At 72.1% G+C, this 14848-nt stretch carries 12 protein-coding genes; 8 read left to right on the top strand and 4 right to left on the bottom strand.

All coding sequences use genetic code 11. The features are described 5' to 3' along the window. Positions 1-4 precede the first annotated feature (4 nt). Both ACFZBD_RS01470 and ACFZBD_RS01465 read right to left on the bottom strand, forming a co-directional pair. A complete protein-coding gene (locus ACFZBD_RS01470; protein ID WP_391133470.1) occupies positions 5-1459 on the bottom strand; it encodes an alpha/beta hydrolase family protein in 1455 nt (484 codons plus the stop codon). A gap of 582 nt (positions 1460-2041) precedes the next feature. Further along, positions 2042-2710 carry a LysE family transporter gene (locus ACFZBD_RS01465; RefSeq protein WP_391133466.1) on the bottom strand — a complete coding sequence of 223 codons (669 nt, stop codon included), beginning with the start codon at positions 2708-2710 and terminating at the stop codon, positions 2042-2044. A gap of 561 nt (positions 2711-3271) precedes the next feature. Between ACFZBD_RS01465 and ACFZBD_RS01460 the strand changes: the two genes are divergently transcribed. Next, positions 3272-3418, top strand: coding sequence for a hypothetical protein (locus tag ACFZBD_RS01460; RefSeq protein ID WP_391133463.1), 147 nt, complete (start codon positions 3272-3274; stop codon positions 3416-3418). A gap of 9 nt (positions 3419-3427) precedes the next feature. Further along, positions 3428-3826, top strand: coding sequence for a TOBE domain-containing protein (locus tag ACFZBD_RS01455; protein ID WP_391133460.1), 399 nt, complete (start codon positions 3428-3430; stop codon positions 3824-3826). A gap of 31 nt (positions 3827-3857) precedes the next feature. Here the strand turns inward: ACFZBD_RS01455 and ACFZBD_RS01450 are convergent, their stop codons facing one another. Continuing rightward, the gene (locus ACFZBD_RS01450; protein WP_391133457.1) at positions 3858-5402 is read right to left on the bottom strand and encodes a helix-turn-helix domain-containing protein; all 1545 of its coding nucleotides are present in this window, start codon (positions 5400-5402) and stop codon (positions 3858-3860) included. 226 nt (positions 5403-5628) lie between these two features. On the opposite strand from ACFZBD_RS01450, the gene ACFZBD_RS01445 reads away from it, so the two are divergent. The 6 genes from ACFZBD_RS01445 to ACFZBD_RS01420 all read left to right on the top strand — a co-directional run bounded on the left by ACFZBD_RS01445 (position 5629) and on the right by ACFZBD_RS01420 (position 13923). Continuing rightward, a complete protein-coding gene (locus ACFZBD_RS01445) occupies positions 5629-6465 on the top strand; it encodes an FAD binding domain-containing protein (RefSeq protein WP_391133454.1) in 837 nt (278 codons plus the stop codon). Next, positions 6462-9251: a molybdopterin cofactor-binding domain-containing protein gene (locus ACFZBD_RS01440; protein WP_391133451.1), complete on the top strand. Its 2790-nt coding sequence runs from the start codon at positions 6462-6464 to the stop codon at positions 9249-9251. Before ACFZBD_RS01445 ends, ACFZBD_RS01440 begins: the two co-directional genes overlap by 4 nt. 157 nt (positions 9252-9408) lie before the next feature. Then, positions 9409-9927 (top strand): molybdopterin-dependent oxidoreductase, encoded by a 519-nt coding sequence (locus ACFZBD_RS01435; protein WP_391133448.1) that lies wholly within the window; start codon positions 9409-9411, stop codon positions 9925-9927. 1211 nt (positions 9928-11138) lie between these two features. Beyond that, positions 11139-12008 carry a type II CAAX prenyl endopeptidase Rce1 family protein gene (locus tag ACFZBD_RS01430; RefSeq protein WP_391133445.1) on the top strand — a complete coding sequence of 290 codons (870 nt, stop codon included), beginning with the start codon at positions 11139-11141 and terminating at the stop codon, positions 12006-12008. A gap of 17 nt (positions 12009-12025) precedes the next feature. Next, a complete protein-coding gene (locus ACFZBD_RS01425) occupies positions 12026-13327 on the top strand; it encodes a histidine kinase (protein ID WP_391133442.1) in 1302 nt (433 codons plus the stop codon). Continuing rightward, positions 13279-13923, top strand: coding sequence for a response regulator (locus ACFZBD_RS01420; RefSeq protein WP_391133439.1), 645 nt, complete (start codon positions 13279-13281; stop codon positions 13921-13923). The genes ACFZBD_RS01425 and ACFZBD_RS01420 overlap by 49 nt, the downstream gene beginning before the upstream one ends. A 132-nt stretch (positions 13924-14055) precedes the next feature. Here ACFZBD_RS01420 and ACFZBD_RS01415 read toward each other — a convergent pair whose 3' ends face one another. After that, a complete protein-coding gene (locus tag ACFZBD_RS01415; protein ID WP_391133436.1) occupies positions 14056-14844 on the bottom strand; it encodes a hypothetical protein in 789 nt (262 codons plus the stop codon). Between the last annotated feature and the right edge of the window lie 4 nt (positions 14845-14848).

Here is a 14848-nt window from a genome sequence, read left to right as displayed (position 1 = left end):
GCATTCACGAAACTCTCCTCACCCGCCAGGGGTTCCGCTCCTGGTCGACGGCGGGTCCGCCGCCGCATCGCCGGCGTGGCGGGTCGTGATGTCTCCTCCCGGGCGGCCCAACGTCCCGCGGGCGAGGCGTTCGAGCGCACGCGGGGGAGGGCCAGGCGTTGCCCGGCGCCTTTCCGCAGCGGGGGTCGGCGTGCAGGCGTGAGCGGGCACTGTGCTCGTGTCCGGCCGGGCAGCCGCCCGTACCACGGCTGTCACATCCGGGGGAACGCGACCTCTGGTCGGTCGGTGGTGGGCCCGTCGAGCATGGGCGTTGCCTGCCGCGAAGATGCGTGTCGAAGAAGGCGGCCGTGTAGTCGCGCGTGAGCTGCCAGGAACGTTCGCCCGACAGCGGTGCCGCGGGATCGGTCAGGCCCAGCCGTTCGGCCAGGACCGGCAGGTCCGTGAAGGTGAAGTGTTCGGCCCCGGCGACCGTCAGCCAGCGCTTCCAGCCCTCCAGCCGAGTCCAGGCGTCCTGCCAGTCGCTGTCCGGACTCCCGGGGCTGTGGGTAGCACGGGCGCCCATCATCATGAAGGGGCGCCCCGCCAGACCCGCCCCGGCGGACGGCACGAAGAAGTTGCCGTCCAGATTCACGCCCGCCCGCACCCGCCGGTCCTGCAGCATGACCTCAGCGGCGGCCGCGCCGCCGACGGAGTGTCCCGCCACCCCGATCCACCGCGTGTCGACCATGCGCGGGTACGGCAGGCTCCTCTGTCCGCGAGCCGTGCCCGAGGGCGCCCGAGGCGTCGTCAACCGGTCGATCACGAAGGAGAGGTCACGTGCTCGGTTCACGGCCACCCGTGCCCGCTCCTCATCCGTGGCGACCCGCTCGCACGCACGGCAGGTGAGCACTCGCCCGCCGGGGAAGGACGTGCCGACGGACTCGTAGGCGTGGTCCACGGCGGCGACGACGTATCCGCGGCTCGCCAGGTCGTTCGCCAGGGCGGTGAGCGTGGTGCGCGGCATCGAGAAGCCCGGAGACAGCAGCACCAGCGGGAAGCGGCCCTTCGCCGGGCGCGCGTCCACGCGTGCATGGGTCCGCGCACCGCTGACCGCCGCCCCGGACACGATACCGGCCAGGCCGCGTGCCTCCAGCAGCAGCCGAGCCTCCACCTCCGTCATGTAAGCCGCTGGGGCGCGCCCCGAAGGTACGGCCGGATAGTGCACCGACACCATCAGCTCTCTGGGGGCCGAGGGCACCCACGGGTCGGGTCGCCGCCGGTCGGACAGGTGCAGCTTCTGCGTGCCGACCGCGTACCGGCCAGTGGGCCGGGGCAGCTCGATGCCCGTTTCCGCCGTGCCCCGGACGGAGTGTCCGGGCGCGGTCCCGGGAGCGGCCGCGGCGACTCCCGGGCCCTGGAACGCGAGGGGCAGCGACAGGCTGAGCAGGGTGCAGACGGTGGCCCTGCGGAAGATGTTCATGACACCGGACAGTAGAGGCCGGAAGGCTCGAACTCGTCCCTCTGCAGCGGTAGTCGGGTGTCCACCCGCGGGAGGGCGTCTGTCCGCCCCAGGTCTCATGCCGGTCCCTCCTCGGGCCAGGGACCGGTGTGCCGAGGCCCCTTCGCCTGATGTGGGGCAGACCCCTTGCGACGCCGAGGCGGTGGGTTGTCCGGCGGCCTGGCGGGCGGGGGCGACTCACCTCCGCCCGCGCGGAGAGCACCATCGCCATCACGCCGCCTCGGTTCCGGTCCGACTCACCTCCGCCCGCGCGGGGCGGGCCGCTCAGGGGCGCGTACGAGCGCCTGCCTGGTTCGCCCCGTTCGACAACCGCAGCATCAGGGACCCCCGACGCGGCTTCCGGCGGTAGACCGCAGCTCCTCGTGCTGGCCGACCGCGCACACGCCAGCGCGAGGAGCGCCGGCGCACTACCACGCCCAGTCGATGCCCAGCTTCGCGAGGGTGGCTGTCCAGGGGCGGGTGCTTGAGCCAGTACAGGGCGGTGTCCATGTCGCGTGGGGTCCAGGTGCGAATGGGGGCTGGGGCCGGCGGCGAGAGTTGGTCTCAGGAGACCGCGGCGACGCCGATGCCCATGGCGATGAACAGCCAGCCGGTTGTCAGCTCCCAACGGTGGCGGATCTTCGTCCGGGCGAGGAAAGCCCGCAGCCGGGCGGCGACGGCGGCGAGGGCGAACCAGTAGACGACGCCGATGAGGACATCGAGGAGGCCGAGGAAGAAGATCTGCCGCGCGGCCGAGCCGCCACCGTGCACGAACTGCGGCAGGATGCTGAGGAAGAACAGCGCCGCCTTGGGGTTGAGCACGTTGGTGAGGAAGCCCTCGGTGAAGCCGGACCGCCACTGGCTGCGGGTCGTCCCGTCGGCGGCCGGGGCCCGCGGGGCGGTGAGCCCCTCCGGACTGTCCGCCGCCGCTGAGTGGCGCTCGCGGGCGGTGCGCCGGGCGGCCAGGACCGCCCGGATCCCGAGGTAGACGAGGTACGCCGCGCCGAGCAGCTTGATGGCGTCGTAGACCGCGGGAGACCGGGCGGCGATCAGCGACAGTCCCGCGGCGGCAGCGAGCATGTGCACGCACAGCCCTGTCTGGGCGCCCAGCCCCGCAGCCCTTCCCTTGGCGGGATGCTCGGCGGCCGAGCGGACCACCACCACGAAGTCCGGACCGGGGACCATGTAGGCCACCAGAACGACACCGAGGAAACCCACCAGGTCGACCGACATCCGCTCTCCCCTTCTTCGCTCGCCTCGTGGCTCGTCCGCCGCCGAGGGTTCCGCCGTGGGCCGGGTCTTGTCACGCCTCGTGCGACCCCGCCCTGCCGAGACACACTCAGGCCGCGAGTGTCCGCCTGCCTACCCGTTGCGGTACGCGGCGTCACACACCTCGCGGGCCGCACCGAGCGGGTGAAGGGCAGGCCGCAGGCCAGGTTGCGCCCGTGCGGCGCGGCCAACCCGTGTCGGCGGCCGGTCTCGGCGAGGGCGCGACGCACCCGTTCGCCCAGAGCTGTGGTCCGGTTTCGCAGAGCACGGACCAGAACAACTCCAATGCTCGGGTTCCGGTGACGAACGCGGGGTTGTCCCTGCGGAACGCGCCCTTGTGCTCGCCGGGCTTCCACACGTCGTATTTGCGTGGGGCATGAGCGTCAGGGCCATGGGCGTCCTTGTACCCGCTGATGGACTTGGACAGGCATACGAGGCCGGGATCTTATGCGGCCGTTGCACAGGAGAAGGACGGTCCCGGTACGTCCGCACCATCTGGCTGTCGTCCACCACGAGGAGGGCGCCGTGCCGCCGTGCCCAGGCCTGGCCGTCACCGGTCTGCTCGTCCTGGCTGCGCCCGGCTACCTGATCGAGCACGCACTGGCGGTGCACGGGGTGCGGCGGCCTCGGCTCGCGGTGTGCGGCGTGTGGGGCCGGAGAGCGGTGGCCTAGAGTGCGATGGTGCGGTCGTACAGCGTTGGGCAGGCAGCTCGGCTGCTCGGAGTCAGTCCGGAGACCGTCCGCCGATGGGCGGACGGCGATCGGCTGCGCATGGAGCGGGACGGCTCGGGCAACCGGGCTGTCGACGCAGTGAGCTTGGCGCGCTTCGCCAAGGAGCGTGGCGCCGGTCTGCACGCCGTCCCCGACGACCAGCTGCCCACTTCGGTGCGCAACGCGTTCGTGGGGATCGTGACGGCGGTACGGGTCGACGACGTGGCCGCCCTGGTGGAGGTACAGGCAGGACCGCACCGGCTGGTGTCGATGGTGACCCGTGAGGCCGTCGAGGAACTGGGCCTCGACGTCGGCGTCACCGTCACGGCGCGGGTGAAGTCGACGCATGTCCACATCGATCTGCCCTGACCTTACGCCGCCGTCCGTGCCGGGATCCTCCTCAGCGGCAGAGCAGTGCGGCCCGTAGGTCCAGTTTGTGGTCGAGGCGGGACAAGTCCCGGCCGGTGAGGCGTTCGACGCGCTGGATGCGGTAGTGGACCGTGTTGACGTGGAGGTGCAGCGCCTCGGCGGTCCTGGCCCAGGAGCAGTTGTGGGCCAGGAAGACCTCGAGGGTCTCCAGCAGGACGGTGTGCGACGTCCGCGGGTCGCCGAGGAGCGGGCCGAGGACCGTGTCCCGGTATACCGTCCGCACGTCGCAGGGGATGCCGGCGAGCAGCAGGTGGAGGCCGGAGAGGTCGTCGGTGCCTGAGACGTGTGCGGCTCCGGGGTTGGCCGTGCGTGCGGCGGCCAGGGTGTACCGCGCCTGACCGACTGCCGCCGGGAGATCGGCGGGGGTGGCGGCCGGCCTGCTCACGCCGGCGTGGAGCAGGGCGTCCGGTTGGCAGGCGTGCAGCAGCGGCCACACCTCCGCGAGCCCGGTCCGGACATCGGCCGCCGTGTCCTCGGGGTGCGCGACGACGGCCATGGCCTCGCCGCCCGGGCGGTCGCCGACGGCGAAGCCGTAGGAGGTGGAGGGCAGATGGTTCAGTGCCTCGGTGAGGGCGTCGCCGGCGCTTGCCGTCTCGTCTGCCGTCTCGTCGGTCGTCGTCCGCTTCGCGACGACGACGGTGTAAGGGCCGCTGCCGGGCAGTCCCGAGGAAGTCAGGGCCTCCCGCAGGACGTTCGCGTCGGGGTGGGTGCCGCCGAGGAGTTCGGCCAGCCTCTTTCCCGCCGCCTTGCGTGCGGTTCGTCGCCGGTCGCGGCGGCGGCGGTGCCGACCGAGCAGCGCGGCTATCTCCTGCACGGCGCGCGGTGGTGTCTGCCCTTCCTCCGGCAGATGCAGGTACCAGGCGTCGTACGCGGTGTCGTCCGCCTCGACGCGCAGCGTCATCCCGCGCGCCGCGCGTAGCGCTCCGGCTGCCCGCGGGGCCGGGAGGACCTCGGCGGTGGCGGACCGGGCGACGGTACGGCCGGCGGCGGTCAGGAGGTAGCAGCGGGGCGTGCCGAGATGACCGAAGGCGCCGGTCAGCAGCTCCTGCGCGGTGGCGCCGCGTTCCAGCTCACGGCCGAGTTCGGCGCGTACGTTCTCCGGGAGCGCGTGGTCGGTGGGGCGCCGGCTGAGTTCCCCCCACTGGCGGAGGTACACGGCTTCGGTGATCGTCCGGAAGCTCGTGTGCGCGGGAACGGCGAGGAGTGCGATCCGGTGCCGCCGGCAGGCGTCGGCCAGCTCGGCAGGGACCGATCCGTGGGTCTCCTCCCCGGCGAGAAGGGCGACCGCCCCGGCCTCGCGCAGCGCGCAGACGAAGCGTTCGGCCTTGTCGCGGCCGTCCTCCTGGCTCCACCAGACCAGACCGCTCAGCACGATCTCGCCCGGCTGGAGGAAGCGCGCGGGGTCCGCCAGATCGGTGGCCGTCACTGCGCTGATCTCCTGCTCCAGGAGCGCCCGGTCACCCCAGACGAGGGCGAGATCGAGGCGGTCCAGCCTCAGGAGATGTTCGACGTGCATACCGGGGCTCCTTGGCGTCGCGGGACAAGCCCACATCTCACATTCACGAGGCGAATACGAGTCGACACATGGTAAATGCAGGTCCGTAGAGGGGGAATGCCTCTTGGTTGATCCTCCAGAACGCACCTTGTCCCGATGGAGGTTTTCCGGCGTCCCGACCAGTCGTCTTCGCTGCCTCCCGCGGTCTTCACTGTCCTGAAACCACCGCCGGGAGACGAGGAGAGTCATGGATCTCAACACGGTGACGGCCATACGGGACGCGCGGCGGCGGGAGCCGTGGCGAGCGGGGGACGCGTGGCTGGGCGGAGGCACGTATCTGTTCTCCGAGCCGCAGCCGCATCTGCGGCGGCTGGTGGACCTGAGCCGAATGGGCTGGGAGCCGCTCACGCGGCACGAGGACGGTTCCCTGGAGATCGCGGCGACGTGCACGATCGCACAGCTGTCGCGCTTCGGACGCCGGCATCTGGCGGCGCCGGCGGCACCGCTGTTCGAGCAGTGCTGCCGCGCCTTCCTGGCCTCGTTCAAGATCTGGAACATGGCGACCGTCGGCGGCAACCTCTGCAACGGCCTCCCCGCCGGGCCGATGATCTCCCTGACCGCCGCACTCGACGGCAGCTGCCTCCTTCAGGCCCAAAACGGCTCCACACGGCACGTGAAGGTGGTCGACTTCATCAAAGGAGCCGGCCGCAAGGACCTCGCGGAGGGCGAACTGCTGCGCTCGGTGACGCTGCCGGGACGGTCACTGGAGTGCCGTACGGCCTTCCGGCAGGCGTCGCTGTACGGGCTGGGCCGCTCGGGAGCCCTGGTGATCGGCACCCTCGACCCCGTGGACGGATCGCTGGCGGTCACGCTCACCGCGGCGACCGTACGACCGTTCCGGCTCTGGTTCCCGCTGCCCCCGCGATCCGGGCGGCTGCGGCAGGCGATCGAAGCGTCCGTCAGGGGCACGGACTGGTTCGACGACATCCACGGCCTGCCCGAGTGGCGGCGGCACATGGGCCTCCGCCTCGCCGAGGAAGTCCTCGGCGAACTGACCCACGGTCGCGAGGAAGGCGCCCGATGAGCTACCGCCTCCAGGTCAACGGACAGTCGCACCAGGACGAGCCCCACGCCGGCCAGTGCCTGCGCACCTACCTGCGCCGGCACGGCTGGTTCGGTGTGAAGAAGGGCTGTGACGCCGGCGACTGCGGTGCCTGCACGGTCCACGTCGACGGAGAGCCGGTGCACAGTTGCCTCTACCCGGCCGCAAGGGCCGAAGGCCGCTGTGTCACCACCGTCGAAGGCCTCGCCTCTCCGAACGGCGAACTGCACCCCGTACAACAGAGGTTCCTCGACGCGCAGGGCTACCAATGCGGCATGTGCACGGCCGGCTTCCTCATGACCACCGTCGCCCTCGAAGCCGAGCGCGGCACGGAGCACGACGACGGCAAACTCGAAGACCTGCCCCGCGCGTTCAAGGGCAACATCTGCCGCTGCACCGGCTACCGGGCTGTCGAGGACGCCGTCCGCGGAGTCAAGCACACCGAACGGCCCCGGGCCGGCGAGGCGGTAGGCAGGAACGTGGCCGCCCCGGCCGGCCCGCAGGTGGTCACCGGAACGGCCCGCTACACCTTCGACATCGAGGTTCCGGACCTGCTGCACATGAAGCTGGTGCGTTCCCCCCACCCGCACGCCCGGATCGTCGCGATCGACGCCTCCGCCGCCCTGCGCGTCCCCGGAGTGCACGCCGTACTCACACACGAAGACGCCCCCGCGACGCTGTACTCCACCGCGCGCCACGAGCACCCGACGGAGGATCCCGACGACACGCGCGTCCTGGACGACGTCGTCCGCTACGTCGGGCAGCGGGTCGCGGCCGTGGTCGCCGACAGCGAGCAGGCGGCCGAGGAGGGCTGCCGCCGCGTGGAGGTGACGTACCAGGAACTCCCGTACGTCACCGACCCGGAAGCCGCGATGCTGCCCGGAGCTCCCGTGATCCACTCCGGCAAGGGCCCCCAGTCGCGCATCGCCCGAGTCGAGAACAACGTGGCCGGCGAGGTCCACGGCGAGATCGGGGATGTCGAGCAGGGCTTCGCCGACGCCGACGTCGTCTACGAGGAGACCTTCCGCACCCAGCGGGTGCAGCACGCCAGCCTCGAGACCCACGGGTGCGTCGCGTACTTCGAACCGAAGGAGGACGGCACCGGCGAGCGCCTCACCGTCCGCTCCTCCACCCAGGCACCCTTCCTGACCCGGCGGGCGCTGTGCGCACTGTACGGCCTGTCACAGGACGAAGTTCGGGTGGTGGCAGGCCGGGTGGGCGGCGGTTTCGGCGGCAAGCAGGAAATGCTCACCGAGGACATCGTCACCCTGGCCGCGCTGAGACTGCGCCGCCCGGTCAAGCTGGAGTACACCCGCGCCGAACAGTTCCACGGCGCCACGACACGGCACCCCTTCACCATCGGCATCAAGGCCGGCGCCCGCGCCGACGGCACCCTCACGGCCGTCCGGATGCGGGTCGTCGCCAACACGGGCGCGTACGGCAACCACGGCCCGGCCGTCATGTTCCACAGCGTCGGCGAGTCCTTCGCCGTCTACCGCGCGCCGCACAAGAAGGTCGACGCCTACGCGGTCTACACCAACGTCGTACCGGCGGGCGCCTTCCGCGGCTACGGCCTGGGCCAGGTCACCTTCGCCGTCGAGTCCGTCATGGACGAACTGGCCCACCGGCTGGGCCTGGACCCGCTCGTCTTCCGCGAGAAGAACGTCATCGGCCCCGGCGAGGCCATGCACAGCCCGATCGGCGAGGAAGAGGACCTTCACATCGCCTCCTACGGCCTCGACCAGTGCCTCGCCGTCGTGCGCAAGGCCATCGCCGAGGACACCGGCGACCGGGACGTGCCCGACGGGTGGCTCGTGGGCCAGGGCACCGGCATGGCGATGATCGCCACCGGCCCGCCCGGCGGCCACTACGCCGACGCCCGCGTCTCCCTGCTCGCGGACGGCACCTACGACATCGCCGTCGGCACGGCCGAGTTCGGCAACGGCACCACCACCGTCCACAAGCAGATCACCGCCGGCGCGCTGAACACCACCGAGGACCGTCTCGCCATCCGCCAGTCGGACACCGACGTCGTCCGCCACGACACCGGCGCCTTCGGCTCCGCCGGCACCGTCGTCGCCGGCAAGGCGGTCCTGCTGGCCGCGAGCTCACTCGCCGAACGGCTGCGAACGCTCGCCGCCCGGCACACCGGCGTGGCCCGACACCTATGCGTGCTCGGCGCCGAAGCCGTCGACTGCGCGGGACGGACGGTCACATTGAAAGAGCTCTACGAGGCGGGGCACGCCCTCGGCGCACCCGAGGAACTGACCGCGGACGGGCACTGGGGCGGCTCACCGCGCTCCGTGGCCTTCAACGCCCAGTGGTTCAAGCTGGCCGTCGACCCCGGCACCGGCGAGATCCGCATCCTGCGGAGCGTCCACGCGGCCGACGCCGGGAAGGTGATGAACCCGATGCAGTGCCAAGGCCAGGTCGAGGGCGGGGTCGCCCAGGCCCTCGGCGCCACGCTCTTCGAAAACGTCCGCATCGACGAGCGCGGCGAGGTCACGACCGCCGCCTTCCGCCGCTACCGCCTCCCGCAGTACGCCGACGTCCCCCGCACCGAGGTTCACTTCACCCAGACGTCGGACGCCATCGGACCACTCGGCGCCAAGTCCATGAGCGAAAGCCCCTTCAACCCCGTCGCACCCGCCTTCGCCAATGCCCTGCGCGACGCCACCGGTATCCGCTTCACCGAACTGCCACTCACCCGGGACCGCGTCTGGCTCGCCCTCGATCGGGCCGCCCGCGCACACCCGGGGCGCTGGTGAATCAACCTGGAAAATGCGAAGCCTCCTCCCGTAGCAAGCTCACAATCACCTACTGAAAGACGCGATCCAGATGGCACAGACGGTTCCCGCGTCCGCCCGATGGGTACTTCTGGGCCCAGCCGCCGCATCCACACCCATCACTCCGAGGGGACCGCCCATGAGCCTGCTCAGCACACCAGCGCACGCGGCCACCGCCCTGCCAGGCGCCTTCACCCTCTGGGGAGACGTGACCCTGCCCACCACACTGACCGTCGCCGACCTGCGCAAGCACTGGCCACAGCACCGGGCCGACGTCGTCTTCCACTGCGCGAGCGCCGGGCCCCAGCACCACACCTTCGACGGGCCGCTGCTGCGCGAGGTCGTCGGCCGGACCGAACCCGCCTTCGACCCCGCGCGCCGCAAGGAACGGTCCCGCTTCCTCCTCGCCGTGAGCGGCGGCGACGGCCACCACACGGTCCTGTCGTGGGCGGAGATCGACGCCGACTTCGCCGACGGCCCCGTACTGCTGGCAACCCGCATGGACGACGAGGACCTCGACGCGGCGGGCACCCAGCTCGTCGTCCCGTCCGACCGCTGTGGCGCACGCTATGTCAGCGCGGTCACCGGGATCTGGATCGGCACCTGCCGCGTCCCGGGCGCCCCCTCGCCCGCGGACCGGGACCCAACACGACCCTGACGAAACCGCAGGGCAAGGACCCCGCGCAGGCGACGGCCGGAGTGCCGGCGCCGGGCGAGGCGGTGAACTTCCGCGCGGACGACGGCACGGCCGAGATCCCGCGCACTAGGAGCACGCGCAAGGTGCGGCGCCTTCGGGTGATCGACGGTCACCGCCCGGGGGTTCGGCTGCACTCCCAGGACGTGCCCGACGCGAACCCGGCGACAACGCGGCCGACCTCACCCTGAAGATCGGCAAAGCGCCGGGCACGAAAACCCCACCAAGCCGACCCCGGACGCCGGCGGTCGCGGCCCGTCGCGCTGACCATGGCCGGTGCGACGGACCGCCCACCGACGCACCCGGCACCGCGCCTGAGCACCACCCCGCCGGACGGACGAAAAGGACCAGGAGACTGCCGGCGCGGCGGTAGCTGCCCCACGACGTCCGCCGCCGGCTGGGTGCGGGCCCGCCGGACCGTACGCGGCGAAGTCCACACCGGCGAGGGCCGCGACACCACCGCCCTGTTCCAGGACCGCCGCACGTACGTCGGGGACAACGACAGCGACAAGGCCACTCTCCGCGACGACCGGACGCACCATCGACACCAAGTCCTGGGGCAACCGCCACCACCGCTGATCAGGCAGCCGGCATACCCCTGCCACCGCACACTCGCAGCGAACTGTAGGGGCAGCCGGACAGCATGAACGCACCGTGTGCGCCGGGCTCCACCGCCCGGCGCACACCCGCACGCCCGGCCCTCCCCCGCGTGCTGCCGACCTCCTCGGGATGGGCCTTGCCGGCCCCCCCTCGGGGCGGGCCTTCGTCTTCGCCACCAGCGGCCTGCCCCAGGTGCCCATCGCACCGTTCACCCGCCCGCTGATACGCCTCCTCGAAACCAAGGGCTTCGACGTCGAGGCCACCTTCACCTGCCGCGCGTTCGACACAGGGGCGCCGCTCACACTCATCGGCGGCACCAACAAACGGCGACCGAACGAGGCAGACCTGAGCGGCGCCCGCACGCTCGCCCGACAACCCGCCAACCGCCCCACCACCGCACCCTGGCCCCTGACCCCGGACGCGGACCCCCGGCAACGAGAGGGAAGGGGACGGGTGTACCTGGATACACCCCCTTCGGCATCCACGTACAAGGACGGACCGCACCCCCACCGGCAGAGTCGAAGACGAGGGGCGCGACAGCCACGCCCCCGACGACCACGGGGAGGCCGGGCGGCATGCCGGACCACAAGCAGGGCCGCGCGCAGGCGCGGGAAAAGACACAACACGGCCAATGGGCCGCCCAGGCAGGGACCTTCCTCGCCGTCGCCCTCGTCGCGGCAGGCATCTGCGGAGCCCTCCAATCCGCGACCGGGATACCCCCCGAGGTGGTGCAACTGACCCAGCTCGGCCCCGCCCTCGCCGTGGCGGCCGTCGCTCTGCTGTGGCCCTCCCGGATCAGGGACCGGCTCGCGGGAACCCTGCCCGCCCGCGCCGGCCGGCCGACAAGCCGCGAACCGCGGACGCCGGCCACCGCCCGCACGGCCCTCCTGCTCACCCCCGCCCTGATCATCGCCCTGTCCGCAGGCGGCATCCTGCTCACTTCCGGCCGGCTCCCCACCACCAGCCCCCACGCCCTGGCGCACCCCCTGGCCCTGCTCGTGGCCGCCCAGCTCCTCGGCGCCTGCGCCGAGGAGATCGGCTGGCGCTGCTACCTCCAGCCCCTGCTGCGCACCCGCTTCGGCCCGGTCACCGCCTCCGCCCTGGTCGGGACCGCCTGGGGCCTGTGGCACGTACCCGCCCTCGCACAAGGGCCGGCGTACGCGGCCGGATTCCTCACGGCCACCCTCACGATGTCCGTGATCCTCGGCCTGGCCCTGGAACGCGTCCACAGCAACCGGCTGCTCCTGGCGGGAGGCTTCCACACCCTGGTCAACCTCGGCATGCTGTTCGTGACGGACGAGACGTCCCCGACGGCGGCCCCCATGGTGGTCTTCGGCGCCGCCTGCCTGGCCGCAGCACTCCCATGGCTCGCCCGCGCCCGCCGTACGGCGACCGCGCCGGATAGGATCACCGCCGCAACAGCGCACGGCAGCACGCTGACATGACGGAACCACAGGTGGGCATGGCACAGGCAGACACACGCCCCGGCATCGGGGGCGCGCTCGCCGGCATCGGCCGCTGCCAGCTGCTCTCGCTCGCCGCGCTCGCCGTGTCCGGGGCCGGCAGCCTCGTGGTCGGGGCGCTGCTGCTCCTGCCCGTCGGCATCGGCTTCCTCCTGCTCCCGCCCGCCGCGGCGGCCCTGCGCCGCATGTCCGACCGCTACCGCGGCTGGGCCGCCCGCTGGACGGGAACCGTGATCAGCCCGCCGCAGCCGCTCCCGCCCCGGCCACCCGCACCCCCGGGCACGGCCGGCCGCCACCACCAGGCCCGCGCACTCCTCGGCGACGCCGGGTTCTGGCACGACCTGCGCTGGGCCTGGGCGGAGCCGTGGACGGGCGCACTGCTCGCCGCGACGCCGCCCGCCCTCGTCGCGTACGGACTCTTCGGCGCGGCCGTGCAGCCCTTCGTCCGGCCGTTCCTGGGCGACGGCAACTGGTACGCGTTCATCCTGGTCGACTCCACCCCGGCGATGCTCGCCGCGCTCCTCCTCGGCCTCGGATTCACCTTCGCCGGACTTCGGCTGGCCCCCGCCACCCTGCGGCTGCACGCACGCTGGAGCCGGCGCCTGCTGGCCGCCCCGCACACCACCGAACTCGTCCGCCGCATCGAACACCTCGCAGGCTCCCGCGCCGACATCCTCGACGTCCAGGCCGCCGAACTGCGCCGCATCGAGCGGGACCTGCACGACGGGGCACAGGCCCGCCTCGTCGCCCTCGGCATGACCCTGGACGAAGCCACCCGGCTCCTCGACCGCGACCCCCCGGCCGCCCGCGCCCTCCTGCGCGACGTACGGGCCACCGCCGAGCGGGCACTGCAGGACCTCCGCGAACTCGTCCACGGCGTCCTGCCCCCCGTCCTCGCCGACCGCGGCCTCGGCGACGCGGTGCGCTCCCTGGCCCTCGACAGCCACCTCGACGTGCACATCGAAGCGGCCCTGCCCGGCCGGCTCCCCGCCCCCGTGGAATCCGCCGGCTACTTCGCCGTCGCGGAACTCCTCGCCAACGCCGCCAAACACTCCGGCGCCCCCGCGGTCCGCATCCGCCTGCACCACACCGACGGCGCCCTGCGCGTCACCGTCACCGACGAAGGCCGCGGCGGCGCCGACCCCGAGGGAAGCGGACTGCGGGGCGTACGGCGCCGACTGGACCCCTTCGACGGAACCCTCGTCCTGCACAGCCCGCCGGGCGGCCCGACCACCGCGACCTTGGAGATACCGTGCGCGTCGTCCTCGCCGAAGACCTTTTCCTCCTCCGGGACGGGCTGACACGCACCCTGCGGGAACACGGCTTCGACGTGGTCGCCGCGGTCGACAACGGCCCCGCCCTGCTCAAGTCCCTCCTCGAACAGGAACCGGACGTGGCCGTCGTCGACATCCGCCTGCCACCCACCTTCACCGACGAAGGCCTCCAAGCCGCCCTGGAAGCACGCCGATCCCGGCCCGCCCTGCCCGTCCTGGTCCTGTCCCAGTACGTCGACCAGCTCTACGCACACGAACTGCTCGCCGGCGGCCAGGGCGCGATCGGCTACCTCCTCAAGGACCGGATCACCCACACCACCCAGTTCATCGACGCGGTACGCACCGTCGCCACCGGCGGTACGGTCATGGACCCCCAGGTCATCGCACGCCTCCTGGCCCGCAGCGACGCCCGCGGCACCACCGCGCAACTGACCCCGCGCGAACTGGACGTCCTGGCCCTGATGGCCGAGGGCCGCTCCAACACCGCCGTCGCCCAAGCCCTGTTCATCAGCGAGAGCGCGGTCGCCAAACACACCGCCGCCATCTTCACCAAGCTCCGCATCGAACCCTCCGCGGACGACAACCGCCGCGTCCTGGCCGTCCTGGCCTACCTGAAACGCTAGGTCGTCTCTTCCGGATCTCGCCTCACCCGCGCCGCCTGGCACCGACACACATCCGCGGTCGAGCGGCCTGCGGTGGTCGCCTGGCTCCGCCACATCTGGCGGCTGCGGACCACCTCTGGGGCAGAGTGTCTCCTACAGCCCATCCGTGCCCAGGACTCGCCGTGCAGCCTCGATCAGCCCTTGCCGCGCCGCCTGGTAGCGATAGTCCTGCTCAGACCAGTCTCGCCTCGCGTTGATCACGTTCTCGCGTCTGCGTTCGTGTTCCAGTGGAGCCGCCGCCACCCCCAACAGCAGCCGCACCTGCTCACGCTGCAGCTGAGGCACCGCGTTCAGAGCCGTGACCACCTCGTCATACTCGGGCGGCGGATCACCGCCGCCGAGCGACGGATTCCAGAGCGGAGCGTCCGTCGCACGCAGGCGGTCCAGCGCACCCTTGGCGTGAAGTGCGGCTGCATTGCCCTGGCGGCACAAGTCGTCCAGCGTCCGCCCCGCCCGCTCTGCGGGAGCCCGCATGCGCGCCAGGTAGTGGGCCGTCCTCACCACCCTGTCGACGGCTTCGATTTCTTCCCTGATCCCCGGGGGCGCGGCCAGCTCCGCCTCGGCGTACGTGTGGCGGAACGTATGAAGCACCCGTTCTGCCTCCCCTTGTTCGGCGTGCGCATCCGGCGCTGCCAGATAGAGTCGCCCCGTCGCCTCCATGCTCTCGCCGGCCGCGCGCAGCAGCGCCGTCGTCGTGGTCCACCGCAGGTCGTGCAGTGCCTGCCGTCGCCCGGCCTGGGCCGCCGTCTCGGCCGCGTCCCTCGCGGCTTGCGCCTGTGCGTGCCCACCGTTCGCCTGAATCCGGGCCCCGATGATGGCGCCGATGATCGTGCCACCCACACCAGCAGCACCGATCAGCGCGACTGTTATCTCCGTATCCATAGGC

This window comes from Streptomyces sp. NPDC008121 (assembly GCF_042957155.1).
Classification (GTDB): domain Bacteria; phylum Actinomycetota; class Actinomycetes; order Streptomycetales; family Streptomycetaceae; genus Streptomyces.
The sequence above is the reverse complement of the archived record's forward strand: the minus strand, read 5'-3'. Positions and strand labels throughout refer to the sequence as shown.

Bases quoted from the DNA above. Each gene is read 5' to 3' on its own strand.
- ACFZBD_RS01470 (WP_391133470.1), bottom strand. From the start codon at position 1,459: ATGAACATCTTCCGCAGGGCCACCGTCTGCACCCTGCTCAGCCTGTCG.
- ACFZBD_RS01465 (WP_391133466.1), bottom strand. From the start codon at position 2,710: ATGTCGGTCGACCTGGTGGGTTTCCTCGGTGTCGTTCTGGTGGCCTAC.
- ACFZBD_RS01450 (WP_391133457.1), bottom strand. From the start codon at position 5,402: ATGCACGTCGAACATCTCCTGAGGCTGGACCGCCTCGATCTCGCCCTC.
- ACFZBD_RS01445 (WP_391133454.1), top strand. From the start codon at position 5,629: ATGGATCTCAACACGGTGACGGCCATACGGGACGCGCGGCGGCGGGAG.
- ACFZBD_RS01440 (WP_391133451.1), top strand. From the start codon at position 6,462: ATGAGCTACCGCCTCCAGGTCAACGGACAGTCGCACCAGGACGAGCCC.
- ACFZBD_RS01435 (WP_391133448.1), top strand. From the start codon at position 9,409: ATGAGCCTGCTCAGCACACCAGCGCACGCGGCCACCGCCCTGCCAGGC.
- ACFZBD_RS01430 (WP_391133445.1), top strand. From the start codon at position 11,139: ATGCCGGACCACAAGCAGGGCCGCGCGCAGGCGCGGGAAAAGACACAA.
- ACFZBD_RS01425 (WP_391133442.1), top strand. From the start codon at position 12,026: ATGGCACAGGCAGACACACGCCCCGGCATCGGGGGCGCGCTCGCCGGC.
- ACFZBD_RS01415 (WP_391133436.1), bottom strand. From the start codon at position 14,844: ATGGATACGGAGATAACAGTCGCGCTGATCGGTGCTGCTGGTGTGGGT.